The organism is Aeromonas sp. R1-2, from assembly GCF_040908505.1.
In the GTDB taxonomy this organism is placed as follows: Bacteria; Pseudomonadota; Gammaproteobacteria; order Enterobacterales; family Aeromonadaceae; genus Aeromonas; species Aeromonas veronii.
In genome coordinates this window covers 93,474-115,959 of sequence record NZ_JBFODU010000050.1, presented here as the reverse complement: position 1 = coordinate 115,959, position 22,486 = coordinate 93,474, and the positions used below count along the sequence as shown (strand labels likewise).

Annotated in this window: 32 protein-coding genes and 1 other RNA gene; 27 read left to right on the top strand and 6 right to left on the bottom strand. The window is 54.7% G+C overall.

Annotation, left to right across the window (positions count from 1 at the left end):
• Nucleotides 1-268: 268 nt before the first annotated feature.
• Entirely contained in the window at nucleotides 269-1,015 is a 747-nt protein-coding gene (locus AB5Y76_RS17515; RefSeq protein WP_081318870.1) for a helix-turn-helix transcriptional regulator, read from the bottom strand.
• 408 nt (nucleotides 1,016-1,423) lie between these two features.
• On the opposite strand from AB5Y76_RS17515, the gene AB5Y76_RS17510 reads away from it, so the two are divergent.
• The 12 genes from AB5Y76_RS17510 to AB5Y76_RS17455 all read left to right on the top strand — a co-directional run bounded on the left by AB5Y76_RS17510 (nucleotide 1,424) and on the right by AB5Y76_RS17455 (nucleotide 8,024).
• Nucleotides 1,424-3,637, top strand: coding sequence for a DNA-binding protein (locus AB5Y76_RS17510; RefSeq protein WP_368177800.1), 2,214 nt, complete (start codon nucleotides 1,424-1,426; stop codon nucleotides 3,635-3,637).
• Nucleotides 3,638-3,679: 42 nt separating this feature from the next.
• Complete coding sequence (locus AB5Y76_RS17505) at nucleotides 3,680-4,402, top strand: AAA family ATPase (protein ID WP_029300291.1); 723 nt, start codon at nucleotides 3,680-3,682, stop codon at nucleotides 4,400-4,402.
• Nucleotides 4,403-4,471: 69 nt separating this feature from the next.
• A complete protein-coding gene (locus tag AB5Y76_RS17500) occupies nucleotides 4,472-5,050 on the top strand; it encodes a hypothetical protein (protein ID WP_052143514.1) in 579 nt (192 codons plus the stop codon).
• Nucleotides 5,034-5,585, top strand: a complete 552-nt coding sequence (locus AB5Y76_RS17495) for a transcriptional regulator (protein ID WP_041217404.1) — start codon at nucleotides 5,034-5,036, stop codon at nucleotides 5,583-5,585. Before AB5Y76_RS17500 ends, AB5Y76_RS17495 begins: the two co-directional genes overlap by 17 nt.
• Nucleotides 5,586-5,641: 56 nt before the next feature.
• Nucleotides 5,642-5,890 (top strand): hypothetical protein, encoded by a 249-nt coding sequence (locus tag AB5Y76_RS17490; protein ID WP_005353401.1) that lies wholly within the window; start codon nucleotides 5,642-5,644, stop codon nucleotides 5,888-5,890.
• A 19-nt stretch (nucleotides 5,891-5,909) separates the two neighbouring features.
• The gene (locus AB5Y76_RS17485) at nucleotides 5,910-6,089 is read left to right on the top strand and encodes a hypothetical protein (RefSeq protein ID WP_368177799.1); all 180 of its coding nucleotides are present in this window, start codon (nucleotides 5,910-5,912) and stop codon (nucleotides 6,087-6,089) included.
• A 10-nt stretch (nucleotides 6,090-6,099) separates the two neighbouring features.
• Complete coding sequence (locus tag AB5Y76_RS17480) at nucleotides 6,100-6,720, top strand: DUF3164 family protein (protein WP_167567774.1); 621 nt, start codon at nucleotides 6,100-6,102, stop codon at nucleotides 6,718-6,720.
• Nucleotides 6,721-6,732: 12 nt separating this feature from the next.
• Entirely contained in the window at nucleotides 6,733-6,927 is a 195-nt protein-coding gene (locus tag AB5Y76_RS17475; RefSeq protein ID WP_368177798.1) for a hypothetical protein, read from the top strand.
• A gap of 7 nt (nucleotides 6,928-6,934) precedes the next feature.
• Nucleotides 6,935-7,004, top strand: an RNA gene (locus tag AB5Y76_RS17470) — hammerhead ribozyme type II.
• 45 nt (nucleotides 7,005-7,049) lie between these two features.
• Complete coding sequence (locus tag AB5Y76_RS17465) at nucleotides 7,050-7,307, top strand: hypothetical protein (RefSeq protein ID WP_368177797.1); 258 nt, start codon at nucleotides 7,050-7,052, stop codon at nucleotides 7,305-7,307.
• Nucleotides 7,294-7,560: a hypothetical protein gene (locus AB5Y76_RS17460; RefSeq protein ID WP_368177796.1), complete on the top strand. Its 267-nt coding sequence runs from the start codon at nucleotides 7,294-7,296 to the stop codon at nucleotides 7,558-7,560. Before AB5Y76_RS17465 ends, AB5Y76_RS17460 begins: the two co-directional genes overlap by 14 nt.
• Complete coding sequence (locus tag AB5Y76_RS17455) at nucleotides 7,560-8,024, top strand: gp16 family protein (protein ID WP_368177795.1); 465 nt, start codon at nucleotides 7,560-7,562, stop codon at nucleotides 8,022-8,024. Before AB5Y76_RS17460 ends, AB5Y76_RS17455 begins: the two co-directional genes overlap by 1 nt.
• Here AB5Y76_RS17455 and AB5Y76_RS17450 read toward each other — a convergent pair.
• Nucleotides 8,011-8,805: a toll/interleukin-1 receptor domain-containing protein gene (locus AB5Y76_RS17450; RefSeq protein WP_368177794.1), complete on the bottom strand. Its 795-nt coding sequence runs from the start codon at nucleotides 8,803-8,805 to the stop codon at nucleotides 8,011-8,013. The genes AB5Y76_RS17455 and AB5Y76_RS17450 overlap by 14 nt on opposite strands.
• A 70-nt stretch (nucleotides 8,806-8,875) precedes the next feature.
• The gene (locus AB5Y76_RS17445) at nucleotides 8,876-9,253 is read right to left on the bottom strand and encodes a hypothetical protein (protein WP_368177793.1); all 378 of its coding nucleotides are present in this window, start codon (nucleotides 9,251-9,253) and stop codon (nucleotides 8,876-8,878) included.
• A 130-nt stretch (nucleotides 9,254-9,383) separates the two neighbouring features.
• On the opposite strand from AB5Y76_RS17445, the gene AB5Y76_RS17440 reads away from it, so the two are divergent.
• The 12 genes from AB5Y76_RS17440 to AB5Y76_RS17385 all read left to right on the top strand — a co-directional run bounded on the left by AB5Y76_RS17440 (nucleotide 9,384) and on the right by AB5Y76_RS17385 (nucleotide 16,838).
• The gene (locus AB5Y76_RS17440) at nucleotides 9,384-9,818 is read left to right on the top strand and encodes a Mor transcription activator family protein (RefSeq protein ID WP_368177792.1); all 435 of its coding nucleotides are present in this window, start codon (nucleotides 9,384-9,386) and stop codon (nucleotides 9,816-9,818) included.
• 111 nt (nucleotides 9,819-9,929) lie between these two features.
• Nucleotides 9,930-10,268: a hypothetical protein gene (locus AB5Y76_RS17435; RefSeq protein ID WP_257124840.1), complete on the top strand. Its 339-nt coding sequence runs from the start codon at nucleotides 9,930-9,932 to the stop codon at nucleotides 10,266-10,268.
• A gap of 5 nt (nucleotides 10,269-10,273) precedes the next feature.
• Nucleotides 10,274-10,855 carry a hypothetical protein gene (locus tag AB5Y76_RS17430; protein ID WP_257124841.1) on the top strand — a complete coding sequence of 194 codons (582 nt, stop codon included), beginning with the start codon at nucleotides 10,274-10,276 and terminating at the stop codon, nucleotides 10,853-10,855.
• Between the two features lie 440 nt (nucleotides 10,856-11,295).
• A complete protein-coding gene (locus AB5Y76_RS17425; RefSeq protein WP_368177791.1) occupies nucleotides 11,296-11,871 on the top strand; it encodes a glycoside hydrolase family 108 protein in 576 nt (191 codons plus the stop codon).
• Nucleotides 11,868-12,185: a hypothetical protein gene (locus tag AB5Y76_RS17420; RefSeq protein ID WP_368177790.1), complete on the top strand. Its 318-nt coding sequence runs from the start codon at nucleotides 11,868-11,870 to the stop codon at nucleotides 12,183-12,185. Before AB5Y76_RS17425 ends, AB5Y76_RS17420 begins: the two co-directional genes overlap by 4 nt.
• Nucleotides 12,178-12,399: a hypothetical protein gene (locus tag AB5Y76_RS17415; RefSeq protein ID WP_005353373.1), complete on the top strand. Its 222-nt coding sequence runs from the start codon at nucleotides 12,178-12,180 to the stop codon at nucleotides 12,397-12,399. Before AB5Y76_RS17420 ends, AB5Y76_RS17415 begins: the two co-directional genes overlap by 8 nt.
• A 167-nt stretch (nucleotides 12,400-12,566) precedes the next feature.
• Nucleotides 12,567-12,794 (top strand): TraR/DksA C4-type zinc finger protein, encoded by a 228-nt coding sequence (locus tag AB5Y76_RS17410; RefSeq protein ID WP_368177789.1) that lies wholly within the window; start codon nucleotides 12,567-12,569, stop codon nucleotides 12,792-12,794.
• Nucleotides 12,775-13,089 (top strand): DUF2730 family protein, encoded by a 315-nt coding sequence (locus AB5Y76_RS17405; protein WP_016350122.1) that lies wholly within the window; start codon nucleotides 12,775-12,777, stop codon nucleotides 13,087-13,089. The genes AB5Y76_RS17410 and AB5Y76_RS17405 overlap by 20 nt, the downstream gene beginning before the upstream one ends.
• Nucleotides 13,086-13,382, top strand: a complete 297-nt coding sequence (locus AB5Y76_RS17400) for a hypothetical protein (RefSeq protein ID WP_068982158.1) — start codon at nucleotides 13,086-13,088, stop codon at nucleotides 13,380-13,382. Before AB5Y76_RS17405 ends, AB5Y76_RS17400 begins: the two co-directional genes overlap by 4 nt.
• A 14-nt stretch (nucleotides 13,383-13,396) precedes the next feature.
• Nucleotides 13,397-13,972: a DUF3486 family protein gene (locus AB5Y76_RS17395; protein ID WP_106843604.1), complete on the top strand. Its 576-nt coding sequence runs from the start codon at nucleotides 13,397-13,399 to the stop codon at nucleotides 13,970-13,972.
• Nucleotides 13,972-15,540, top strand: coding sequence for a terminase family protein (locus AB5Y76_RS17390; protein ID WP_368177788.1), 1,569 nt, complete (start codon nucleotides 13,972-13,974; stop codon nucleotides 15,538-15,540). The genes AB5Y76_RS17395 and AB5Y76_RS17390 overlap by 1 nt, the downstream gene beginning before the upstream one ends.
• Nucleotides 15,540-16,838, top strand: coding sequence for a DUF935 domain-containing protein (locus AB5Y76_RS17385; protein ID WP_368177787.1), 1,299 nt, complete (start codon nucleotides 15,540-15,542; stop codon nucleotides 16,836-16,838). Before AB5Y76_RS17390 ends, AB5Y76_RS17385 begins: the two co-directional genes overlap by 1 nt.
• A gap of 359 nt (nucleotides 16,839-17,197) precedes the next feature.
• Here AB5Y76_RS17385 and AB5Y76_RS17380 read toward each other — a convergent pair whose 3' ends face one another.
• A complete protein-coding gene (locus AB5Y76_RS17380) occupies nucleotides 17,198-17,860 on the bottom strand; it encodes a hypothetical protein (protein WP_335838130.1) in 663 nt (220 codons plus the stop codon).
• 44 nt (nucleotides 17,861-17,904) lie between these two features.
• A complete protein-coding gene (locus AB5Y76_RS17375) occupies nucleotides 17,905-18,048 on the bottom strand; it encodes a hypothetical protein (RefSeq protein WP_335838131.1) in 144 nt (47 codons plus the stop codon).
• 172 nt (nucleotides 18,049-18,220) lie between these two features.
• Between AB5Y76_RS17375 and AB5Y76_RS17370 the strand changes: the two genes are divergently transcribed.
• Together AB5Y76_RS17370 and AB5Y76_RS17365 are read left to right on the top strand one after the other, a co-directional pair.
• Nucleotides 18,221-18,532: a phage virion morphogenesis protein gene (locus AB5Y76_RS17370; RefSeq protein WP_368177786.1), complete on the top strand. Its 312-nt coding sequence runs from the start codon at nucleotides 18,221-18,223 to the stop codon at nucleotides 18,530-18,532.
• 62 nt (nucleotides 18,533-18,594) lie between these two features.
• Nucleotides 18,595-19,932 (top strand): DUF6161 domain-containing protein, encoded by a 1,338-nt coding sequence (locus tag AB5Y76_RS17365; protein ID WP_148610706.1) that lies wholly within the window; start codon nucleotides 18,595-18,597, stop codon nucleotides 19,930-19,932.
• A gap of 82 nt (nucleotides 19,933-20,014) precedes the next feature.
• On the opposite strand, the gene AB5Y76_RS17360 is transcribed toward AB5Y76_RS17365, so the two are convergent.
• On the bottom strand, nucleotides 20,015-21,169 hold the full coding sequence (locus AB5Y76_RS17360) for an HNH endonuclease (RefSeq protein ID WP_368177785.1): 1,155 nt from the start codon (nucleotides 21,167-21,169) through the stop codon (nucleotides 20,015-20,017).
• 73 nt (nucleotides 21,170-21,242) lie between these two features.
• Here AB5Y76_RS17360 and AB5Y76_RS17355 point away from each other — a divergent pair, with 73 nt between their 5' ends.
• Nucleotides 21,243-22,463, top strand: coding sequence for a phage protease (locus AB5Y76_RS17355; RefSeq protein WP_368177784.1), 1,221 nt, complete (start codon nucleotides 21,243-21,245; stop codon nucleotides 22,461-22,463).
• Nucleotides 22,464-22,486 lie beyond the last annotated feature (23 nt).

The following is a 22,486-nucleotide window of genomic DNA, read 5'->3' as shown; positions in this document are numbered from 1 at the left end:
CTGTAACCCACCACCAAGAATGAAAAACCGGGAGCTGGTGAAAACAAGTGGGAAATGGCGGGACAAACTCAGGAATAGCGGGGCTTGTGGCGTGATGCGGTTAAGCCAAGCCGTTTAACCGCAAAATGAAAACTTTCGAGTCAAGCTGCTAGCCAATGCGCTGAAAATGAAAAACTAGGCGTAATGCCTAGTTTTAATTGGGATTGTTTAATCCCTTTGTAAACAGGTCACGAAATCCTAACTGGCGGAGTTGTTAGGATGTTTTTGGCTAAAAAAAATCGTGCCCGGCCCAGACTACCTTGCCGATCACGGCCAGGTTCTCCAGCTGGTTGGCTGGAACGACCTGCAGGGGGTAATCATCGCGGTTGTCGCTGATGATGGTGATCCCACCATCGAAGTTTTTCTGCAGGCGCTTGGCGTAGAGCTCTTCCCCCAGGCGCAACACGAAGATGGATCCATCTTCGATCTGATTCTTGCTGATATCGACCAGGATAGAGTCACCAGAGTGGATGGTGGGCTCCATGCTGTCGCCTTTGGCGAAGACCACCACCAGGTTATCCGGGTTTAACTTGCGAAACGTGAGCCACTTGCGGCGAAAGGCCAGCTTGCGTTTAACCTCATGATCATCATTAAACGCACCATGGCCGGTACTGACGGTGACATGGTAGCCATCGATCAGCGCGTACTCCTCATCAAACTCCTCACGTTGCACCATCTGCTCGGCCGCTCCATCGGGGTGTTTCGGGCCCTGACCGGTGGCCAGCCACTCCAGATTCACATTGAACGTCCGCGCGATGCGCAGCGCCTTGTCGATGGTGGGCAGCGAATTAAACGGTGGGAAGTATTTGCGCATCCCCGACTCACTCATCCCCACCAGTTCGGCAAATGCCTTGTAGCTCAGGCTCCCGCGCAGCTCATCCAGACGGTCACTCAAAGTATCCATTCCCGCCGTCAGAAAAGATACCTCACCGTCTTTTTGTGCTGCTTGTGGTTTTTCTTCATAACGCTCTGACATACAAGGAATTCTCGGCTAGTGGCTAATGCTGGTGAGTCGGTAGACAAAAAATTCCGCACAAAAAGACTTGTCAATCTTTTTGGGGTGATCAATCATTCATATGTGACGCATTGCGACATAAAATCATTCTTTTATGAATGATAAAGATACGCACTGCGACACTTGATGATACCGAAACGGGGTGAGTATGTCAGGGAAAACACCAGAGTGGATCAGGGCTGAGCTCATAAAATGCGGATATTCCCAAGCTGCTTGGGCCCGCGCTAAAGGGTTGCACCCCCGAGCCGTACAGCGTTGCATCAAACACTATGCTCCGGCCAGAGGGATTAGCCCCAAGCGTCGGGAAAGCCGCGCCATCATGGCCCTGCTGTCCGAGTCGCTGGGGATCGACCTGCTGGGAGGTGACCAATGAGCACCTGGTACACCGCCCAGGCGCTGGCCGGATTGGTCGGCATGCCCGCTTACCCCGATGGTGTGCGCAAAAAGGCCGAGCGTGAAGAGTGGCAAAGCCGCAAGCGCGAGAAAGGCAAAGGGGCCGAATACCACATTGGCTCACTGCCGATTGAAACCCGCCGTTACCTGGCAGAACAGGCTGTGGCCACACAAGGCCATGCAGTGACCGATCATGCAGCGGGTGGCAAGGCCATGGCCAAGTTGCTGGCACGCGAGGTGCCGGTCAAACCGGAGGCAGGCCGCAAATTGCTGACTTTGGGGGAGGGGGCTCGCCAGAAGGTCGATGCCAGACTGCTCATCCTGCAGGCCGCCGATATCTTCCTGGCCCCCTATCACGCCTGCCAGCAAGGGGAGGTGGGTCGCCGCGCCTTTATCGAGGCATACCGCGCCCGCACTCTAGCCCTGCCTGTCAGCGTTTATGAAAGGCAAAAGCCATTCAGTCTGATCACCCTGCGCCGCTGGCAAAGTGCGCTGGCGGATGAAGGCCCCGCAGCCCTGGCTGGCAACTATCAGCGGGAGCGGCCATCAACCGTCGAACAGAGCCCGGATCTGGCCCAGTTTCTCACCGCACTGGTCACTACCAAGCCCCATCTGGCCAACAAGTGGGGGGCGCTGCACGAACTGGCCAGCCAATACAGCGAAATGAACCAGCTGGGATGGCAGATCCCCAGCCAATCCTCCTTGCGTCGCTGGATGGTGAAATGGTTGGCAGAGAACAAGGTGGCGTTTACCTACACCACCAACCCGGATGCCTACAACAACAAATACCGCAGCGCGATCGAGGAGATGTACCCCTGGATGGCCCAGCCCAACGACGTGTGGGAGTTCGATAGCACTCCGGTCGATGCCATGCTGGTGGATGGTCGCCACAGCATCATCGCGGTGATCGACGTGTATACCCGTCGCGTTCGTCTGCTGGTGGCCAAGAGCTCATCGAGCGAAGGGATCTGCTTGCTGTTGCGCAAGACCCTGCTGGCCTGGGGCACCCTCAACGATAACGGCGTGATGCGCACCGATAACGGCTCTGACTACGTGAGCCAGCGGGTCATGTCCATCTGCACTCTGCTTGGTATGAACATCAGCCGCTCCAACGCCTACTCGGGGTGGGAGAAACCCCATATCGAGCGGTTTTTCCGCACCTTGAGCCATGGCCTGATAGAGCTGTTGCCCTCCTATATCGGCCACTGCGTGGCAGACCGTCAGGTGATAGAGGCCCGCAAGAGCTTTGCCCAGCGCCTGGAAGAGAAGCGCAAACCGGATGCGCAAAAAGAGATTTACGAGCTGGCCATGACAGCCGCAGAGCTGCAAACCCTGCTCGATAACTGGCTCGATGCCCGTTACCACAACCGCAAGCACAGTGCCCTAGGGGTCAGCCCCAATGAAAAGTACCAACTGGCCCGTTATCAGCGCCGCGCCATCCCCGATGAAGCTGCGCTGGATCTGCTGCTCAACCATATCGGCGAGGCGACCGTCTCCAAAGGCTTTATCAAGGCCGGTGGCCTCAAATACAGCGCCCCCGAACTGTTGGAGCACAACTGGAAGAGCCAGCGGGTCAGCGTCTTTCTCGATCCGAGCGATGTGGGCCGCGCCATCTTGTACCGCACCGGCGATTGGAACGAGCGGATCGAGGCTATCAACATCGACCTGCTGGGCAATGGCATCAGTCCCGATGCCTTCCGGGCGGCCAAAAAAGCCGATGCCAAGGCGTTGGCCAGTTTTCGCCGCGAGATGCGCAACCTTGCCAAGACCTTTGGCATCGACCAGCTCCATCAGGATGTGGTGCGCCACTTCGTCGATCAGGCCAAGGGTATTGAAGCGTTCAGTCGGCGCGATCTCACCCTCGATAACCCGGCATTGGCCGCGCTCACCGGGGTCTCAACCCCCGCTGAACCCGCCCGTTTCAATGCGGCAGAGCTGGCCGCCATAGAAGCCAGACGAGAAGCGAAAGCGCAGCGGGCGCAAGCCACCGCAGGGCAGGAATCGAGAGCACTCAAGACCGAGTACGAGCAAGCCATCTATCTGGCAGAGCGGGAGCTGGATACCCCGCTGACAGAGCGGGAGAAGGAGTGGCTGACCCGATACCTCTACAGCCACAAGCTGATGGCAAAACGCATTAACCGCCATCTGGATGAAGTTCGGGCTACCCGCCGCACCCAGGCAAAAGGTTAGCGAGTAGCCCGAAAAGGCCCAAAAACAAAGGACAAACCCACTATGAAACACAAGATCGTTGAAGTCAAAAACATGATCAAGACCGAGCAGCTGCTCGACAACTTGCTCAACCGCTCCAGCATAGTGCCAGGCATTGGCCTGATCCATGGCCCCTCCGGCTTTGGCAAGACCACCGCTGTGGAATGGCTGTTCAACCAGGACGAAGTGAACGGCATCTATGTCCGCTGCTACAAGGCCGACACGGTGACCAGCCTGCTGGAACAGATTGCCAAAGAGATCGGCATTCCCCAGCGCCATAACCTGCGTGCTCAGGTCGATAGCATCATCGAATCCGTCCGTGCCGAAGAGCTGGCCATCTTCGTGGATGAGGCCGATTACGTGGTCGGCAATGCCCGCATCATGGAGACCCTGCGCGATATCTACGATGCCACCGAACAACCCCTGATCCTGGTCGGGATGGAAGAGATTGCCCGCCGCATCAGCCAGCGCAAGCAACTGTTTAACCGCATCTCCCAGTGGATCGAATTCAAACCGGCCGATCTCGATGACGTGTCCCTGATTGCCAGCGAAATGCTGGAGGTGGACGTGGAGATCGACGATGCACTGCTGGATCTGATCCGCAAGCGTTCCAATGGCGTGGTGCGCACCATCGTCTCGGCCCTCGACAAGATTGAAAAAATGGCGATGGCCTCTGATGCCCGGATTATCCGGCTGGAGGACGTTGACGCCAGCGAGCTGCTCCATGACGTGCGTCGCAGCCGCTAGCCGTCAGGCTACAGCCAATAAAAACAAAGCACGGGAGGGATTCCAGTGGTTGATACAAAAGCAACGCTAATGACGTTGCAAGCCTGGGAATGGATGTGCCAGCAAGAGACTTTTCTGATCAAGGACGTGATCGCCGTGACGGGAATGTCGGAGGCACATATCTACAAGGTCGTGCGTGACTGGTTGGCCGCTGGCCACCTCATTAAACACCCGGACGGCGTGGTATCCCGCCCGGCCTATTTCAAAGTGGTTAGCGCTCAATACATGCCACCGATTGGCAAAAGCAGTGGCCAGAAGCGGCCCAAATGCAGGAACAAGCGCAAAACCAATCAACAGAAAATGTGGAACACCATGAAGATCAGCCGCTTCTTCACCCTGACAGACCTGATGCTGACGGCAGAGACGGGTCAGAAACAAGCCTGGTTTTACACCGATAGGTTGGTAAAAGCCGGTTACGTCAAAGTGCTGTTCAAAGTTGACAGTTTGCTGCCTGTACCCGCCAGACACGGCCTGACAGGACGCTATCAGCTGGTCAGGGATACAGGCCGTTATGCCCCGCTGTGTCGTGACCATGGTTGCTGGGATCAAAACCAGCAGCAGTTATACCCGTTCCAACGGGAGGAGGAGACACATGGAAACGTGGCTTGAGGTGTTGCAGGCCGAAGTGGCGGCCAGTTCGCTAGCCCAGGTGGCCGAGAAGCTCGGGCTCTCTCGCACCACCATCAGCCAGGTCTGTAACGAAAAGTATCCCGGCGATATGGCAAGGGTACAGACCCTGGTGGAAGGGGCCCTGATGGGCAACAAGGTGAGGTGCCCCATCCTGGGTGATATCCCGGCGCATCAGTGTCTCGCGCACCAACGCCGAGGCCCCAGCGAAGTGGGCAGCAGTCCGATGGATATCAAGCTCTGGAAGGCATGCCGCAGCGGTTGCCCCCATAGCCAGCTGACCGAGGCGCAGCAACTGCGCCGCCCGATGCGGTTATCGGTAGAGCAGGGCAAAGGGTCGCAGAAAACGGCTCGCTATGACGCCGAGGCCACCCTCTCGAGATTGCGCCGTCAGGCCAAAAGCGATGGCGACAATGCCAGCAGCAGCCTGCGCATCCTAAGTGAGCTGCTGGCCGAAGAGCTGAAAATCATGGCCATCAAATACAACCGGCTGCTCGACAAGCAAGAAGGCAAATAAGGGTTGGTGGGGCTCTTTCGCGGTGGGCCCGGTGACGAGATCACAAGGAGAACGGGATGAAAAAGCATCTGCACAGCAATTTGCAAAAGACCGCCGAGCAACTCAGCCACTGGCTGACGGCCAAGGGATATGACGTTCGCACCAGTCGGGTTTGCCATACCCCGCTGCTGGCGGTTACCGGGCCACTGCCCAAAGAGATGCAGGCGCGCGCCGTGTTAAGCCGTGAATGTCTGGCGGGCGTGGTGCGTGAAGTTGCCCTGGTGCGCTTTGGCGGGTGCCTGCTGCACTGGCGCCAAGAATCCTGAAACTGGCAAGGGGTATGAGATGAGCAAGATCCAGCTTGAGATAGAAGACGAGGCGCTGGCGCGGGTGGTGCTGCGCCAGTTACCCAAGTTTCTCGAATTCTGCAGCGCGGCCCACCAGGAGGAGCTGGCGAGCGCGACAGCAAAGCAACACTGCGCCGTGATGTGCCCTCCGGTGCCCGGCAGCAAAAAGATCCATTAAGGAGAAGTCCATGCAAGAAGCACAAACAAGCAGTACCACCCCGATGCGCCAGAACGCTCAGGGGCACTGGGTACCGGAAAACCTGATCGCCCCGGCAGACAAGCTGCGCGATGAAGTGGTGCTGGCCATTATCGCTGCTGCCCGCGAGCAGCGTTCGCAGCTGGCAGCCTTCAAGATTGGCGCCATGCAACAGATCGCCGACTTTGTGGATCTCTCCGCCGAGCAGTACGGCGTGGCGTGGGGCGGTACCAAGGGCAACGTGACCCTGCTCAGTTTTGATGGCCGTTACAAGCTCATTCGGGCAGTGGGGGAGCACCGCAAATTTGATGAACGGATCCAGGCCGCCAAAGCGCTAATTGACCAGTGCATCGAACGTTGGAGCGATGGCGCCAGCAGCGAGATCCGCGCTCTGGTAGACCATGCCTTTCGGGTATCCAAGAGCGGTCATATCGACGTGAACCAGGTGCTCTCCCTGCGCCAGCTCAATATCGATGACCCGGATTGGCTATTGGCCATGCAAGCTGCTGTCGATGCCATCCAGGTGACCGGCACCAGCCAATATCTGCGGCTCTACGAGCGTGACGCTCACGGGCGTTACATCCAGATGAGCCTGGATCTGGCCAAGGTATAGGGAGGAGGCGTGATGGAAATCAACGTAGAAAAAGCCGAAGAGCAACTGCTGCTCTGTGAGCAGATCACCGAAACCGAGGGCACCTGCTACCCCGACGACACCTATGAGGATGGCATCAAGGCCGCCTTGCTCTGGGCGCTGGGGCTGAGGCCTGCCCCCCTCAATGCCGAGGAGTATCAAGGGGTGACGCCACTGCAGTTCGAGTAATGGCCCGCTGCGAAACAGGGCGACGATGCCGCCCTGTCTGCCCGGTGTGGTGGCCGGGTACTGATGAGCAACCAAACGATCTGGGCCCAGGTCTTCACCGTCTTGATACAAGGAGCACGGCGATGACCAAAACAGAGATGGATATTCGACTTACCAAGTTATTCAGCAGCGCAGCCATTGCACTGGTAGCGGCTGACAAACGGGCTGTGTGCAAACAGCTCAAACAGTTTGATAAAGAGGCGCGCGCCCGTGGTTTTCATGCGCTGGCCGGAGAAGCCTGCCAGATGCGCTGGCAACTGGTGGCCGAATTGCAGCAGGCGAAATTGGCCAGAGATTGTGGCGGGGTACACGAAGCCGGGGATTGCCATGGCCATCTATAGCCCCCTGTTGGCTCCCCATATTCTGGCCCGTCGCCTGCAAAGCGGTCGGGCCTGCATCACCGAACTGGGGCTGGAGCAGCGCTGCCCCCGTTGTGGCGAGTTCTGGCCATGGGATACCGAGTTTTTCGGTATGGCTAGCGATGCCTCTGGGCTCTCCAGCTGGTGTCGGGGGTGCCTCAATGAGCACTACCAACAGCTGAGAGTGGCCGGGCAGCACCATGACAGCAAGGCCGAACGGGGAGGGGATAGGTGATGGATAAACGCAGCAGACTGATCCGGTTGGTACAGGTAGGGCGCCGTGCGTTGGCGCTCGATGACGAGTGTTACCGCGACCTGTTGGCCAGCCACACCGGCAAGCGCAGCGCCGCCCTGTTGAACGAGCAGGAGCTGGAACTGGTGCTGGCTGCCTTCAAGACGGCGGGCTTTACGCCCAAGCCTGCTCGCCATGCCGCCAACAGACGGCTGAGTCCGGTGACCGGTAGCCACGTCAGGGTCAATGAAATTGCCAAAATCAGGGCCATCTGGTGCGAGATGGCCCGCCTTGGCATCATCAGGGATGGCTCGGAAACCGCATTAAACCACTGGGTGCAACGGATGACCGCCCGTTTAAACGGTGGGGTCGGGGTGGCCGAGGTGGGCTGGCTGGATGCGCCTCTGGCCGTCAAAGTGCTGGAGGCGCTGAAAAAGTGGTGGGAAAGGAAGATTAGGGCATATTAGAAGTATACGATGTCTTGGCATCGTATTTATCTAAGGTTTTTAATACCCACTGCAAGGGAACTTTAAGTTCTTTGGCGATATCTTTTGGTTCAATATTACTGTTTGCCATTTCTAAGCATAAAATCCCACGGTCTTTGATTTCAATATCATTCACTGTTCTAGCTAGTGAAAAAGTATCTTTTGGCTGTTCCTGTGAGCGTTCCAATTGGTTTAAACGTTGGTTAAGTGAACGTGTATGCTCAAGAATTTCTGCCAGAATGTCTTTCTCTGGTCGTGTTTTTGGTCTTTCAGTAACCGGGGTATTAGCAATAATGGCTTGAAATTGCTGCTCAAATTGCGCCCAATAGGTGTCCAGTACCTTGGTCAGAATAGCGGGGTCTAGGCGGTTATCCCCCAAGCGGTTGTTGAGCGTATGCACTAGGGCATAAATACCACCTTGGTCTGGCTTGGTATGGTTGAACTGAGCCAAGGGGTCTCGAATATCGTGGGGCTCCAGGTCGATCAGCAGGGTGCAGACACGAGAGTTGGAGAGGCCCTTGGCCAGTGCGCCAGCCTCAAAGAGTATCCAGGGTTTCTCTTTGTTCTCTTGGGTCAGGCAGATTATGCCGGTTGTCACATCCTGCAACTGGTCTTGGATTTCGCTAAACCAGAGTGAACCCCGGTCAATATCCTTGGTGGAGATCCAGGGGCGGATCGCCTGCAATACGCAACGCAGCCACTCATCCAGCAAGGTGGCCACCAATCGACTGCGTTCCCCCGACCAACTCAGAAATACCTTCATCGCTTACCCCATTAACCCGCTGATTGAAGGGGGATTTTATCTGATGGGCGAAACAGGGGCCAGCAGAATCCTAGTCACTCCACCGCGCCAGCAAGCGGGCTAGAAAACCGAGCAGCCCTGAATGGTGTTGGCTCGGTTCCAGTCCCGTTGCCAGCAGCTTGATACCTGCAATCAAGAGACCTAACCATAGGAATGCCATTCCAACGAACTCAGACCAATGTAGTCTGCGCGCAACAGCTTGGAAGGCCATGGTTCGGAGATCCAAACCGGTTGTGAGCTGAGGGATTTCTTGAATCTTGCTGATGATCCATGCGGGTAGTAGCCAGTAGAAAAGCCCATATCCGATCAGGCCCAGCATTAGAGCACCCCACCAGGAACTCATCAGCATAGTGCTGGCGGTGTCGGTAATAAGTGACTGGTTTCTCCGTCGATAATAACGTCGGCCCATAGTTTTCAGACCTTTCCATGAATTTTGTTGGGAAGAGAGTTAAGGGACTCAGTATGCGCTAAAAAATGTGCGCATAAAATGGCCTGTGTTCTAATCGGCGCACCGCTTTTTCTATTTTGTCGGGGGAGTCATGGAACAGAATCAGGATCTCTTTGCTGATGATCACGCCTCGTTGGGGCAACTGGTCGATCGCCTCGACCAGGTCCCGGCCTCGGAACTGACGGCCAAATGGCCCAAAGCCCTGAGCGAGCTGGTGGATGTGCTGGCCTGCGAACTGGTAAGAGGGGGAATGGTGCAAGAACAGGCCAAGGCTCAGGCGCGAAAGCTGGCGCTGGTACAGGCCCATTACATGGGGGGGCGTGCCTACTACATCCCCACCGGGGAGCATCTCAAGGCAGCGCTGCGGGACAGAGCTATCTGGGATGAGTTCAATGGCCGCAATATCGACCAGCTTGCCCGTAAGCATGGCCTCTCGGTTCCGCAGACCTATGCTGTGGTTGCGGAGCAGAGATCATTAGCATTAAAACAACGACAAGGAAGACTATTTGTGTCGGTTGATACATGAAGTTTTCGTGATGAAGATAAAGTAAGTCATTGGTTGATGGTGATTTATCGATATTAGCGTGATATAGTTCAGCCCTATTTGGCACCAAAATGAATTCGCTTGAGTCCTAAAATGACAGAACATCCAACTAACAATCAAACAATGCTGACAGTTGAACATGCTCGTAGCTCCAACTATCAGGTTCATGTAGCTAGTGGTGTCACCGTAAATCCGATGGATGGTCGCATCGAGATGTCATTTTTTGCTGATAGAGTTCGATATAATCGAGAGGGACTTGTCACTGATGAACACAACCCCTCTGTAATGCGTGCGAATGGTCAAATTGAGGCGAGCCCGTTACGTGAACATGTAACAGGGGTTAGTATGTCAATAGAGAGTCTTATGGGTCTAAGGGATATGCTTAACTCTCTAATTGAAGATATTTCTATGCAACAGCGCCCCAATCCTTGATCCAGATGGCTACAGACATGGTCACTCACGGTCATAAAGACGGTGCAAAAAACACTGCGCAGTTTCCTCCTTATGTTCGGAGTTCTTCAGTCAATGAAGCAGTTCCATCGTGGAGTTCTAACGGTGTGCTTAAAGTCTTAACTTCATGCGCAGCGGTTGCAGTCGTTTCGTTGACTCCTATGCAGCAATCTAGCGCTAGCAATGTCAAGATTTCTCCAGCACCAATCGTTGTTTCCACAGAGGTTTCTCGTGTTATACGACGTGACAAGTGTGAGTCTGACGTGTACGTTGAAGAAGAGAGCATCGAGCCAACTAGCGATTGCCAAGCTTTTGAAGGCTCTTCTGTAGTCTCTGAAACAGTAAGGGAGGAAGGTTCTATGCTGAGTCCTGCCGATCTTGATCACCGTGAAAGAATCTTCAAGACCACCGTCAATAGTGTGACGTTACTCATAGGGGCGGGGATTGCGTCTGCAGTCTTTGGTCTACTAAGCTGGGTAGATGTTGTTCCAGGTGTTTTAGCTGGCATTGGGGTTCTGGGGTCTTGTGGCATTCAGCTGAACAAAGTTGATGCTTTAAGAAAACAGTAATGGCCCAGTCAAGGAAATGATTTGATAAAATGCCTGATTTTAGTCAGTTGTTTAACTTCATACCAAATACTCTTAAAGAGTTGGCATCTTTTTTGCCAACCAAAGACAACCATAGATTCAATCTTACATTTGATATAATTGCGCTCTTATTTATAGTTTGTTACGCATTTATTTTGTATGCAACGTTGGGTGTAACCAACAGTGACAAAATGGACTTGGTTCTCGAGATTATTAGTCGCATAGACATCGCATTTTTATCCGGTGGCGTGATGGCTTTTCTATGCTGGGTCACAACACTGTTTAAAAAAGAATAGCTTCGGCCCTTCAGTGACTTGCTGAGGGGCTTTTTGCTAGCATTCAAGTTAACTAACCCACCATAAACCCATGCCATAGAGGCCCCTCGGTACGCTGCTGATAACGCAGTTCACCGAGGGGCCTTTATGTTATCACTCGCTCTTAAATGGTTGCTTCGTCCTGATGTGGAAGGGGGGGAAGTCAACCACCCGGCAGACCGGGGTGGTCATACCAAGTACGGCATCGCCGATGCCGCCGATGGCAAGAAGGACGGCATGGCCGACCTCGATCGGGATGGGGTACCCGATATCGCTATCGGTGATCTGACTCCGGCCCATACCGAGCCCTTTTACCGCCAGAACTACTGGGCGCCCGCCCGCTGTGACCTGATCGCCAGCTTAAGCCCGGCCCTCGCTATCGCCGTGTTTGATGCAGCGGTGCATCACGGGCCGAAACGCGCCATCCAACAGCTGCAGCAGGTCTTGGGGGTGATGGCAGATGGTCGCCTTGGCCCGGTATCGATTGGCAGGCTCAAGCAGCAACTGGGCGCCAAGGGTGAAGGCCAGTTGTTGCTGGCGTTGATGATGCAGCGGGCCAGCTTCATGCACGGCATTGTGCGCAAAGACCCGAGCCAGTGGGCCAATGCCGATGGCTGGATCAACCGGCTGCTGCGTCTGCAGAGCTACCTCCTTTCCGACGTGGTTGGCGAGGTGGTGGCATGAGCGTGCTGACCATCAAGCAACAGAAGGCGGCGGCCGCGATCCAGGCTGCGGGCTACTTTGGCATTCCTGAGCTCAAGAACCCCCGTTACCTCGCTTGCTTCAAGGATGGGCGCAAAGCCCATCTCAAGGCCGCTCTGGCCAATCAGATCGCTGACCCGAAGGCGATCCCGCTCTATAGCCACCACCAGACCCGTCAATCCCTGTTTGAGAAAGGCTGGCGTTCGGTGACCGAACTGGATCGCCTGCGGGCCCGTGCCCGTCATTGCCAACCTCCGTTATTTCACCCCAAAAAGAAGGAAGTCCATCATGCCTGATTCCCTGTTACCTCAAGCGAAGTCTGCCTTTAAAAGCCGCACCGTGATCGGTGGTGTGATTGCCGTGGGGGCCGGTATTGCGGGTCTGTTCGGTGTGCCGGTCGATGCGGGTACCCAAGCGAGCTTGGCATCCACTCTGGTGGATCTGGCCAGTGCGGTGGGTGGCCTGCTCGCCATCTGGGGCCGCATCAAGGCGACCCATACCGTCCGTTAAAACACTGTTTGAGCCTGTTCCAGTAGGCGTTATTGGCGCAGCCAGTTTGGTCTCGGACAGCGCGCAGAAACCGCAGCGTACACGCAGTACGTGAGGCTTTCGAGCACTGCCCAGGGCCAAAATGGCAAGTGAAATAGCCTAATGGGATGGGCTCCGAGAGAGGTCATGTGACAGACCAAATAGACCGTGCCCAGCTGGCCGATGCCGATCGAACTGGGCGCATTATCGAAGCCCACCAGAACAGGGAAAGGCCACACGGCGATGGTATCTGTTGCGATTGTGACGAAGCCATCCCGTCCTCCCGCCTTGCCGCCGAGCCTGGTGCCGAGCGCTGTATCGAGTGCCAGACCCTGTATGAGCGCAAGGAGGCGACCCGTGTGGGAATTCATCGTTAAGAACTGGGGGCCTCTTTATGCATTGGCCAGCTTGGTGGGTCTGGTGGTCATCATCTTGCTCTCCAAAACCTACGCCAAGCGCGAAGACCTCACGGCCCTGGTGCAGAGAGTCCAGCGGGTGGAGCAGGTACTGGCTGATCTGCCGAGCGAGCGTGAGCTGCACAAGCTGCAGTTGGAGATCAGCGAGTTGCGGGGGGAGTTGCGGGAGGTGAAGCCGGAGCTGCGCCAAGCCCGTCGCCTTGCCGATCTGCTGTTGGAAAATGAGCTCGCCGCTGTACAGAAGGAGAAGCCATGAGCATTCAACAAATATTGGACGCCCAGCAGCGGCTGGTGATCCTGCGCTCCCTGCTGGATATCGGTGGTGCCGCCAACGAGTCAATCCTCAATGACTGCCTTGACCAGCTGGGTACCGGCCGGGTGACGCGGGATCGGGTGAAGATCCTGCTGGCCTGGCTGGAAGAGCAGGGGCTGGTACGCATCGAGCGACTGGCTACGGTGCAGGTGGCTCACCTGACCGGTCGTGGCCAGGATGCGGCAGAGGGCCGGGCAACGGTACCCGGCGTCAAGAAGCCCAGGGCTGGGGATTAAGGGGAGGATTAAGCATGAGTGAGAAGCCTACCCGAGGCCGCGCCAGCAAGGTGTGGCTGCTGCCTGAGTCCATCCGCAACGCGCTCAACGAGATGCTGCGGGACAAGGGCAACAGTCAGGCTGCCATCCTGGATGAGATCAACGGCCTGATCGAGGAGGCGGGGTTGCCCGATGATCTCAAGCTATCCCGCTCCGGGTTGAGCCGTCATGCCAGCCAGGTTGAACAGGTCGGCCAGCACCTGCGGGATTTGCGCGAAACCACGGCCGCCTTGACCTCCCAGCTTGGCGACAAGCCGATGGGGGAGACCACCAAGCTCATTCTGGAGCTGGGCCGTTCCCAGTTGTTCAAGGCGATGCTGGCTCAGGTGCAGAACCCGGAGGAGGCGGTGGATATCGACATGCTGAAAAACGCCATGCTGGCGGCCCAGCGGCTCGAATCGACCGCGATGCAGAGTCACAAGCGGGAGAAAGAGATCCGCCAGGCATTTGCCGAAGAGATCGCCGCCAAGACTGAAGCCATCGTGACTCAGGCGGGCTTGAGCGGTGAAGCCGCCGCCGAGATACGCCGCGAAATCCTGGGGATTGCCTGATGACCTCCATTACTCAGACCCCTATCGCCCAACAGTTGGCCCAGACCCTGGGTACCGAATACAACCCCGACGAGGTGTTGCTGCCATACCAGCGCATCTGGATTGCCGACGAGAGCCCGCTCAAGATTGCCGAGAAGAGCCGCCGCACCGGTATCACCTGGGCGGAGGCTGCTGATGCAGCCCTGACGGCCTCCAAGACCAAGACGGCCGGGGGCTGCCACCACTTTTATGTGGGCAGCAACAAGGAGATGGCCCGCGAGTTTATCGATGCGGTAGCGATGTGGGCCAAGGCGTACAACAAGGCGGCCGGTGAGATCCAGGAGGAGGTGTTCACCGACGATGAGGATAAAGCGATCCTCACCTTCGTGGTCTATTTCGCCTCTGGCTTCAAGGTGCAGGCGCTCTCCAGTAACCCCTCCAACCTGCGGGGGATGCAGGGCAATGTGACCATCGACGAGGCCGCATTCCACGACCGACTGGCCGAGGTGTTGAAGGCCGCCATGGCGCTGACCATGTGGGGCGCCAAGGTGCGGTTGATCAGTACCCATAACGGCGTCGATAACCTGTTTAACCAGCTCATCAACGACAGCCGCGCGGGCCGCAAAGAGTATTCCATCCATACCATCAGCCTGGACGATGCTTGCCGCCAGGGGCTCTATCGCCGGATCTGCCAGGTCAAGGGCGGCCTTTGGACACAGGAAGCAGAGGACGCCTGGAAGGCGGGGCTGCTCAAGGCCACCGCCACCGAAGAGGATGCCCTTGAGGAGTATTTCTGCGTACCCAAGCAGAGCAGCGGCGTCTATATCAAGCGCACCCTGATCGAGCGGGCGATGCAACCGGATATCCCCATCCTGCGCTTTACCGCCCCCAAAGACTTTGAGCTCTCGAGCGAGGAGACCCGCAAGGCAGTGGTGGATATCTGGTGCGAGGAGAACCTCAAGCCCTGTCTGGAAGCGCTCGATCGCAGTTGCCGCCATGCGTTTGGAGAGGACTTCGCCCGCAAGGGGGACTTGTCGGTGTTCGTTCCGCTCTCCATCACCACCAACTTGCGCAAACAGGTGCCCTTTGTGGTGGAGCTGGTCAATGCCCCCTATGAGAGTCAGCGCCAGATCCTGTTCTACCTGCTGCAGGGGTTGCACCGTTTCACGGCGGCGGCCTTCGATGCCACCGGTAACGGCGGCTATCTGGCAGAGGCTGCCAGACTGCGCTGGGGCGCCAGCATGATCGAGTGCGTGATGCTCAATGACCCCTGGTATCGGGAGTGGATGCCCAAGCTCAAGGCAGAGTTTGAGGATGGCAACCTGACCATCCCGCGCCATGCAGACGTGCAGGATGACTTGGGGAAAATCCAGGTCATCAACGGCATCCCCAAGATCGACAAGGGCAAGAACACCGGCCAAGGGGGCCAACAGCGCCACGGTGACTTTGCGGTGGCCTTGGCCATGGCGGTGCGGGCCAGCTGGATGGAGGGGGGCGCCATCGAGTTCACCCCACTACCAGGTAAACGTGATGACCATGGCAGCGACAACAACGATGACTATCACCGATATGAGCGAGGAGCCTGGTAATGGGCAGGATCATTGATATCCATGGCAAAACCATGAGCCTGGAAAAAGAGCCGCAGACCGAGAACGATGCCAAGTTGGCCCAGCTGCGCCGTCACTACAGCGATCACCCGACTATCGGGCTAACCCCCGGCAAAGCGGCGGCTGCGTTGAAAGAGGCCGAGGAAGGGGGCCTGCTCGCCCAGTGCGAGCTGGCCGAAGATATGGAGGAGAAGGATGCCCACCTGCAGAGTGAGCTCGGCAAACGCCGCCGCGCCCTGCTGGGGGTGAGCTGGACAATCGAGCCGCCCCGCAATGCGTCTCCAGCCGAGAAGCGCGATGCCGAGCTTATCCGGGAGCTGCTGGAGGACTTCACCTGGTTGGATGATGCCATCTTTGATGCCACCGACGGGATCCTCAAGGGGTTCAGTGCCCAGGAGTTCTGCGGCTGGGAGATGGTCGAGGGGCTGCAGATCCCCAAGGGCATCGTCTGGCGCGACCCTGCCTGGTTCCAGACCCACCCGGATGATCGCAATCAGCTGCGCTTGCGAGACGGCAGCCAGGAAGGGGTTGCCCTCAACCCCTTTGGCTGGCTGCTGCACAAGGCCAAGTCCAAATCGGGGTATCTGGCCCGCACCGGTCTTGTCCGTACCCTGATCTGGCCGTTTCTGTTCAAGAACTACAGCGTGCGGGATCTTGCCGAGTTTTTGGAGATCTACGGCCTGCCGGTGCGCCTTGGCAAATACCCGGAAGGGGCGACCGAGAAAGAGAAGGCCACTCTGCTGCAGGCGGTACTATCTATCGGTCATAACGCCGGGGGCATTATTCCGCGTGGGATGGAGATTGAGTTCCAGAACGCCGCCAGCGGTCAGGCCGACCCCTTTGTGGTGATGATGGAGTGGTGCGAGCGCTCCATGAGCAAGGCCATTCTGGGGGGCACCTTGACCTCGCAGGCCGATGGCAAGAGCTCGACCAATGCTCTGGGTAATGTCCATAACGAGGTGCGTCAGGAGGTACGGGATGCAGATCTCCGCCAGCTGGCCGCCACCCTGACCCGCGATCTGGTCTATCCCCTCTATGCCCTGAACGGCAAGAGCTATCAGGGCCCGCGCCGTAGCCCCCGGCTGGAGTTTGATGTGACCGAGCCGGAGGATATCTGCCGTTATGCCGACAGCCTGCCCAAGCTGGCAGCCTGCGGCATGCGCATCCCGCTCGACTGGGCCCACAAGAAGATGCAGATCCCGCAGGCCGAGCCCGATGAGCCGCAACTGGTTGCTGCTACGTCGGCCAGCAAACCGCCAGCTGATAAAGGGGAGGGGTGATGGCGGTTGCTGTTTTTAGCGACCGATCTTCTTTAGCCCCCTCTCCCCTTGCGGGAGAGGGGTGGGGTGAGGGGGAGGTTGCAGGGGGAAAATAAAAATACCCAAGCGGCCAGATACTGACGGCTTGGGTATCGCGCCCACCCCTATCCCTGTTGGTATACAGCCATTTCGGCTACTGGGAGACCTGTTCGCCTAGCTCTGTATGAGCCGCCTGCATACCCCTTGTTGATTTGAATCGCGCCGTGAGAGCAAAGGGCTGTTCACAGGGCTTAACTCGCAAGAGTGCTCAAATCTGTGGCGGTATTGCCGCCTTTCAGAGCGTTAAGGTGCTCTGACACCTGTTTGGGTGTCCGGTGAGGCTACCACTGTGCCGGGAACTCCTCAATCCCTTCCACCTGAAAGCCGTGTTGCAGCAGGGCTTGGCGGATCAGAAAGGGGACAGTGTGAGCATCGCTAGGCCATGTGGACGCTATTTCAGCGCTGGCCTTATCAAGGTGGCCCACCAGTTGTTTGCAAGTTAGTGGGGGAGAAATGGATGAGAACCAAATCGAATCATCCTGATGGCTATCGAGTAACAGCCCATCGTTAAATTGAATGCGCGCTTGAAAAACTATTCGAAAGGTATCCTGCCCTTGGTGATGCACAATCAGGCGCTCTTCCGGGTTGATCTTGTGCTGTTTTCCGCTGCGGGCATCGCGCCGCAGGTTGTAGAAGATGTGCTGGAAAATCACCTTGCCCTCAACCCGATAAAATTTCTTCGTCTTGGTTTCATCATCGATAGACCAATAGAGGCGAAAGGATTGGCGGCGCAGCGTATGGCCATAGCGGGTCAGCAATTCGGTCAGTTGCCCCTCATTGGCCAGTTTCGTCCCTTTTGCCCACGCGCTGACAATAGATTGCTGGGTTCGGCAAAGTGCGGCGATCTCTTTTTGCGTAAGACCATCGTTGAGAGCAAGCCGGATAAGGGCCCGAGTCTGTTTAAAAGGGCGCTTGGCGCCGGTGGATTGCTCGTTCTGTGTCATAAGGATCCAGATAAGGGGGGACTGAGCCCCCCGGTGCCTCTTGCTTACTTTTTGCCGCCGCTTTTCGGGGTCTGCGGATTCAATTGCCAGCCACGGTTCCCCTGATTACGGTCATAGGTATGGTTCGTACCGTTCGAGCCTTTGTTGGGGTTGCTGATATCGGCATTGTGGTTTGATTGCTTGGTCATAACATTCTCCCTTGTGTGTGTGATGACGAGAGAAATGTTAGCTAATTCATAATCTTATACCATTGATGATTTAATGATAAAAGTTGATAAACCGTGATATTTGACCTGGCTGCCCAATTTTCATTGGGCGCAGGATACAAGCACTGGCACAACAAGCAGCAGGGGGAATCAGATGGCAAATAACGAGAGTGTGCTCAATATGGTGGGGTTGGTGGAGGCTAGCGACTATCTGGCCAGCTTGCTGGCACGGCTCGCTGCACTGGAGCAGGGGAACGGTGTGGCTGCGGTCAGCGCGTTGCCAGAATTGCTGGCTGCCCAGCCCGATCCCCGCTCTCTCTACTTCGGTACCCCGCTTGAATATGGCGCGGCCCACCAGTTCGGGCGCCCAGAGATCAACCTGCCAGAGCGCCGCGCTCTGGGGCTGTCAGAAGGGGATAAAAAGAGCGTGTTGGAGACGCTGGAGGGGTATCTCATAACTGATTGAAAAGGATTGAGATCTAGCTAGTGCCAATGTCATCATATCCAGAATTCGATTGAGGCTGGTGCATGATGAGCGAACAAAGTATTGATACTAAAATTTCTGTTCCGCTAGGTAATGGAAGAGGTGAGAAAGTATTTTCATCAATTGACCAATATAACGATTTCATTAGAGGGGAGAGAGAATTCTGGAAATGGACAGATAGAAGATTTGATTATCCATTGAACCATCTGCAAGACTTCGTGAGGTCTTATTGTATTAACAATTTATTGATAGAAATTAATGATGGTAATGCTAAAAGTCAGTGGGATATATTGGTAAATAGGCAACATCAATGGTTGCCTATTTACTCATTCACCCCTGAAGGGGAGTTTGTTAAGTCCCTAGAGAGTGAATATGGTCATATAATTGCCATGTTTGCGCTGATTCATATCACGGATCTAACCCATAATGGATTGTCAACGGAATGTCAGCGTAACAGTCATTGTGCGGAAATGATGAAAATATTCTCTACTCAAAATTCATTTGCAGTTAGTTTGGTTCTTTCATTTGGCAATAAACTTTGTATAAACCAAGTTTCTTCATATATAAGCTCTGTTGAAAATTCACATAGACAATTTATGTCTACATTAGAATCAGTGGAAAAAGATCTCTCCCAATCAGTAGAGGACTATAGCAATAAACTCTCTGAAATAGTTAACAAGCATGAACTACTCCACAAAAAAACAAAAGAAAAAATAAAAAGATGGAGCTATAGATGCTTGTCAGGAATTAATAAAACTAGGGTTTTTGCAAAGAAAATCTTCGATGAGTCCAAACTGGATATAAGCCAAGCAGCAGCTGCATACCATGAGCAGATCGATTTAGATGCTTCAGTAACTTACTGGAATTCAAAAAAAACCAGAAATAATAGAAAAGCTTTCATATGGTTTGTTTTTGGAATTGGAGGATCTGTGGGGGCTACCTTTTATTTATTGGCAAAATACTATGCAAAAGGAGGTATTATTGGTATATCTGCAAAGTTGGCTGATGTGGGGGAGGCTGGCACAGCAGGTGTTAATAAACTCCAATCTGTTACTCCTGTGATAAGTAGTGGCATGGAGCATCTGGTATTTAACACTACAGGAGCCGCTCTTGTAGTCACCCTGATGGCTGTTATTATCAGAGTTGCATTACGTCAATTCAACACCTATTCCCATCTTAGCCTTGAGGCGGAGGAACGGGTCACTATGGTTAAAACTTACTTAGCCTTGCTTAATGAAGGCAAGCTCAAGTCCGATCAGGATCGCCATCTGGCATTGGAAGCTTTGTTCCGAACTTCTCAGACCGGCATGATTGCCGAAACCTCCTTTAACAGTCCCGTTGATATCATAGTGAAGTCACTAGCTGACAAGGCTAAGGTGTAGACGTTTTGGATAGCTGCCCCATCCCACTAGGTGGGGCACATGCTTTAGCTGCATTTGAGAGAGATTTAAACACCATTAAACACTAATCGGTTGATTGTTCATCATTGTAGTATTGGACAGGAAATGGTATTTGAAGATGTCTAAGGTAATAAGGTATCAATCTTTTCATAATAGATGTTACCAAAGAGTCTCTGATTTCTTCCGTCAAAATAGCACCTTCAGGATACATGCTAAAAAATTCATTTGTGGCTGATTTTATTAAATCGTCAAAGTGTTTCTTATTCTGAAGTATACTTGATATCGAATTTGCTCTTATAAGTCGCTCACGAATTTTGCAAACAGTTGCATCGTCAAGTTCACACGATGCTGGAATCGTATCTCTGTCAATTAATAATGGAATGTCTTTGCTTTCCTCCAAGTCTGTAACAATATTGTGACTATATGTTTTGTTGAGAGCAGTTCCAGTGTAATTATCATTTAATATAATCAAAAAACAGTGAGCACTAAAATATTCTATATAACAGTATAGTAATCTTGTCTGAGGGCAGCCTCGTAAATGAATCAAATGTGCTATCTCATATTCTGATAGTGACCCCATGACCATATCTGATGGATAGTTAAATACACAATCCACTTCATCATTTCCAATTATGTAACCAAGAAGGTGTTGTATAAATGAACGTTCACCACCAGAATGTATATAGAAATTTATTGCTGCTTTGCATACTGCTCTGAAGGTATCATCTCCCCCTACGCTAGAACTAATCCGAAGAGAGTCATTAAGATACACTGATTCTTTTTTTATTTTTGATTCAAGCATTGCTGTATTGATTTGTGGGTATTTTCTTTGGAGGCCAGAAAGCACTTGTTCTAGTTGCTTCTTGTCTTTAGCGTTGACATTTATAGTCACTTCCTTGTCAGAATTCTCTATTTTGATTTTTGGTACTTTTAGCTCAGGGTAACCACCGGGCCTGATATTATAGGCTATTCCAGTGTTTATATCTGTTGCGACAATATTAGGGACAGTCTTTCTATGTCTTTTTACATTGAACGAATTAGATAAAAATAAGAGTTGTGATGCTAGAGTCGCATCATACCTCTCACCTAAGGTAGAATTGCACTTGACACATATTAAATCCTTGGATGTAAGTTTTCCCCCACATGCATTCAATATAATATGTTCTTCAGTTACATTCTTACCGGCCAGCTCAGTGTTACATATATAGCAATTACTCATTGTTTCATCCTCAGCTGGTTATATAAGAGCTAGAGTTTACAGCATTAATCTACCATAAACCCCATCCCCCTTCATGCCGCCGCACTATGGCGGCATGAACATATCCAAGACCCCATACTCAGCGCCTTTCGTGGCTATCCTCCAAGCCAACCCTGTCAGCGGGGAGCGGCTGGCGGTGCTCGATGCGCAGCTCACCCCCCAAGGCGATGGCTGGTACCAGCTGCTGCCTGTCGGCCCGTTCAAGGCCCGTGATGGTCGTCCGTTCGATGTGGCGAGTGGTCACTGGCAACTGGACGGGCAGATCGCTGCAGCCCTGATTGCCCGTGCCAAAGCGCTCGGGCAAGACATCCTGATCGATTACGACCACCAGACCCTCAAGACTGACCAGAACGGCCAGCCAGCCCCTGCGGCCGGTTGGTACAACGCCGACGAGATTGTATGGCGCGAAGGGCAGGGGCTCTTTATTAAGCCGCGCTGGACGGAGCGGGCTGCCGCCCTGGTGGCTGCCAAAGAGTATCGATTCCTTTCTGCCGTCTTCCCCTATGACGCTCAGGGCCGCCCGCTGGAACTGCGGATGACAGCCATTACCAATGACCCCGGTGTGGTGGGCATGCAGGCGCTTGCCGCTTTGAGTGCGTTACCCGTTTCAAGCCATATGTCTATCCAACCCGGCCAGCTGGCCACCTCATCCCATGTTGCACAACAGGAGAAATCCATGAACGAACACCTGATCGCGCTGCTCGGCAAACTCGGCATCCAGCCGGGTGCCGATGGCCAGTTTACCGCCGAGCAGGGGACTGCCGCTCTGGCAGCTCTGGATACCCTGCAGGCCAGCGCTGCGAGCGCGCCGGAGCTGGAGGCGGCACTCTCTGCCGAGAAGGCATCGCTGGCTGCGCTCAAGGCGACCGTCGCCACAGGGCAGGGTGGCCAGATTGACCTGGCCAAGTATGTACCGGTGGAGACCTATAACGCCCTGGTGACGGAAGTCGCCACCTTGAGCGCCAAGGTTGAGACCACGGATGCCGCGACCTTGATCAAGGAAGCCCGTACCCAGGGCAAGGTGGTGGCAGCAGAAGAGGAGTATTTGACCGCCTATGCCGCCCAGAAAGGGGTGGCTGCCCTCAAGGCGTTGCTGGAGCCCCGTCCGGCGATTGCCGCCCTGGCCGCCAGCCAGACCACCCAGGTGACCCTGCCCGAGAAGAAGGGAGAGGCAGTGCTCTCGGCGGATGACAAGTATGCCGCCGATCAGCTCGGCATTTCCTATGAAGAGTTTGCCAAGGCAAAAGGCCGGTAGATTCGCTTAGCCGCGTAGCGGCG

Coding starts and splice junctions, on each gene's coding strand:
- AB5Y76_RS17515 (WP_081318870.1), bottom strand. CDS start 1,015: ATGTCAGAGCGTTATGAAGAAAAACCACAAGCAGCACAAAAAGACGGT.
- AB5Y76_RS17510 (WP_368177800.1), top strand. CDS start 1,424: ATGAGCACCTGGTACACCGCCCAGGCGCTGGCCGGATTGGTCGGCATG.
- AB5Y76_RS17505 (WP_029300291.1), top strand. CDS start 3,680: ATGAAACACAAGATCGTTGAAGTCAAAAACATGATCAAGACCGAGCAG.
- AB5Y76_RS17500 (WP_052143514.1), top strand. CDS start 4,472: ATGACGTTGCAAGCCTGGGAATGGATGTGCCAGCAAGAGACTTTTCTG.
- AB5Y76_RS17495 (WP_041217404.1), top strand. CDS start 5,034: ATGGAAACGTGGCTTGAGGTGTTGCAGGCCGAAGTGGCGGCCAGTTCG.
- AB5Y76_RS17490 (WP_005353401.1), top strand. CDS start 5,642: ATGAAAAAGCATCTGCACAGCAATTTGCAAAAGACCGCCGAGCAACTC.
- AB5Y76_RS17485 (WP_368177799.1), top strand. CDS start 5,910: ATGAGCAAGATCCAGCTTGAGATAGAAGACGAGGCGCTGGCGCGGGTG.
- AB5Y76_RS17480 (WP_167567774.1), top strand. CDS start 6,100: ATGCAAGAAGCACAAACAAGCAGTACCACCCCGATGCGCCAGAACGCT.
- AB5Y76_RS17475 (WP_368177798.1), top strand. CDS start 6,733: ATGGAAATCAACGTAGAAAAAGCCGAAGAGCAACTGCTGCTCTGTGAG.
- AB5Y76_RS17465 (WP_368177797.1), top strand. CDS start 7,050: ATGACCAAAACAGAGATGGATATTCGACTTACCAAGTTATTCAGCAGC.
- AB5Y76_RS17460 (WP_368177796.1), top strand. CDS start 7,294: ATGGCCATCTATAGCCCCCTGTTGGCTCCCCATATTCTGGCCCGTCGC.
- AB5Y76_RS17455 (WP_368177795.1), top strand. CDS start 7,560: ATGGATAAACGCAGCAGACTGATCCGGTTGGTACAGGTAGGGCGCCGT.
- AB5Y76_RS17450 (WP_368177794.1), bottom strand. CDS start 8,805: ATGAAGGTATTTCTGAGTTGGTCGGGGGAACGCAGTCGATTGGTGGCC.
- AB5Y76_RS17445 (WP_368177793.1), bottom strand. CDS start 9,253: ATGGGCCGACGTTATTATCGACGGAGAAACCAGTCACTTATTACCGAC.
- AB5Y76_RS17440 (WP_368177792.1), top strand. CDS start 9,384: ATGGAACAGAATCAGGATCTCTTTGCTGATGATCACGCCTCGTTGGGG.
- AB5Y76_RS17435 (WP_257124840.1), top strand. CDS start 9,930: ATGACAGAACATCCAACTAACAATCAAACAATGCTGACAGTTGAACAT.
- AB5Y76_RS17430 (WP_257124841.1), top strand. CDS start 10,274: ATGGCTACAGACATGGTCACTCACGGTCATAAAGACGGTGCAAAAAAC.
- AB5Y76_RS17425 (WP_368177791.1), top strand. CDS start 11,296: ATGTTATCACTCGCTCTTAAATGGTTGCTTCGTCCTGATGTGGAAGGG.
- AB5Y76_RS17420 (WP_368177790.1), top strand. CDS start 11,868: ATGAGCGTGCTGACCATCAAGCAACAGAAGGCGGCGGCCGCGATCCAG.
- AB5Y76_RS17415 (WP_005353373.1), top strand. CDS start 12,178: ATGCCTGATTCCCTGTTACCTCAAGCGAAGTCTGCCTTTAAAAGCCGC.
- AB5Y76_RS17400 (WP_068982158.1), top strand. CDS start 13,086: ATGAGCATTCAACAAATATTGGACGCCCAGCAGCGGCTGGTGATCCTG.
- AB5Y76_RS17395 (WP_106843604.1), top strand. CDS start 13,397: ATGAGTGAGAAGCCTACCCGAGGCCGCGCCAGCAAGGTGTGGCTGCTG.
- AB5Y76_RS17390 (WP_368177788.1), top strand. CDS start 13,972: ATGACCTCCATTACTCAGACCCCTATCGCCCAACAGTTGGCCCAGACC.
- AB5Y76_RS17385 (WP_368177787.1), top strand. CDS start 15,540: ATGGGCAGGATCATTGATATCCATGGCAAAACCATGAGCCTGGAAAAA.
- AB5Y76_RS17380 (WP_335838130.1), bottom strand. CDS start 17,860: ATGACACAGAACGAGCAATCCACCGGCGCCAAGCGCCCTTTTAAACAG.
- AB5Y76_RS17375 (WP_335838131.1), bottom strand. CDS start 18,048: ATGACCAAGCAATCAAACCACAATGCCGATATCAGCAACCCCAACAAA.
- AB5Y76_RS17370 (WP_368177786.1), top strand. CDS start 18,221: ATGGCAAATAACGAGAGTGTGCTCAATATGGTGGGGTTGGTGGAGGCT.
- AB5Y76_RS17365 (WP_148610706.1), top strand. CDS start 18,595: ATGATGAGCGAACAAAGTATTGATACTAAAATTTCTGTTCCGCTAGGT.
- AB5Y76_RS17360 (WP_368177785.1), bottom strand. CDS start 21,169: ATGAGTAATTGCTATATATGTAACACTGAGCTGGCCGGTAAGAATGTA.
- AB5Y76_RS17355 (WP_368177784.1), top strand. CDS start 21,243: ATGCCGCCGCACTATGGCGGCATGAACATATCCAAGACCCCATACTCA.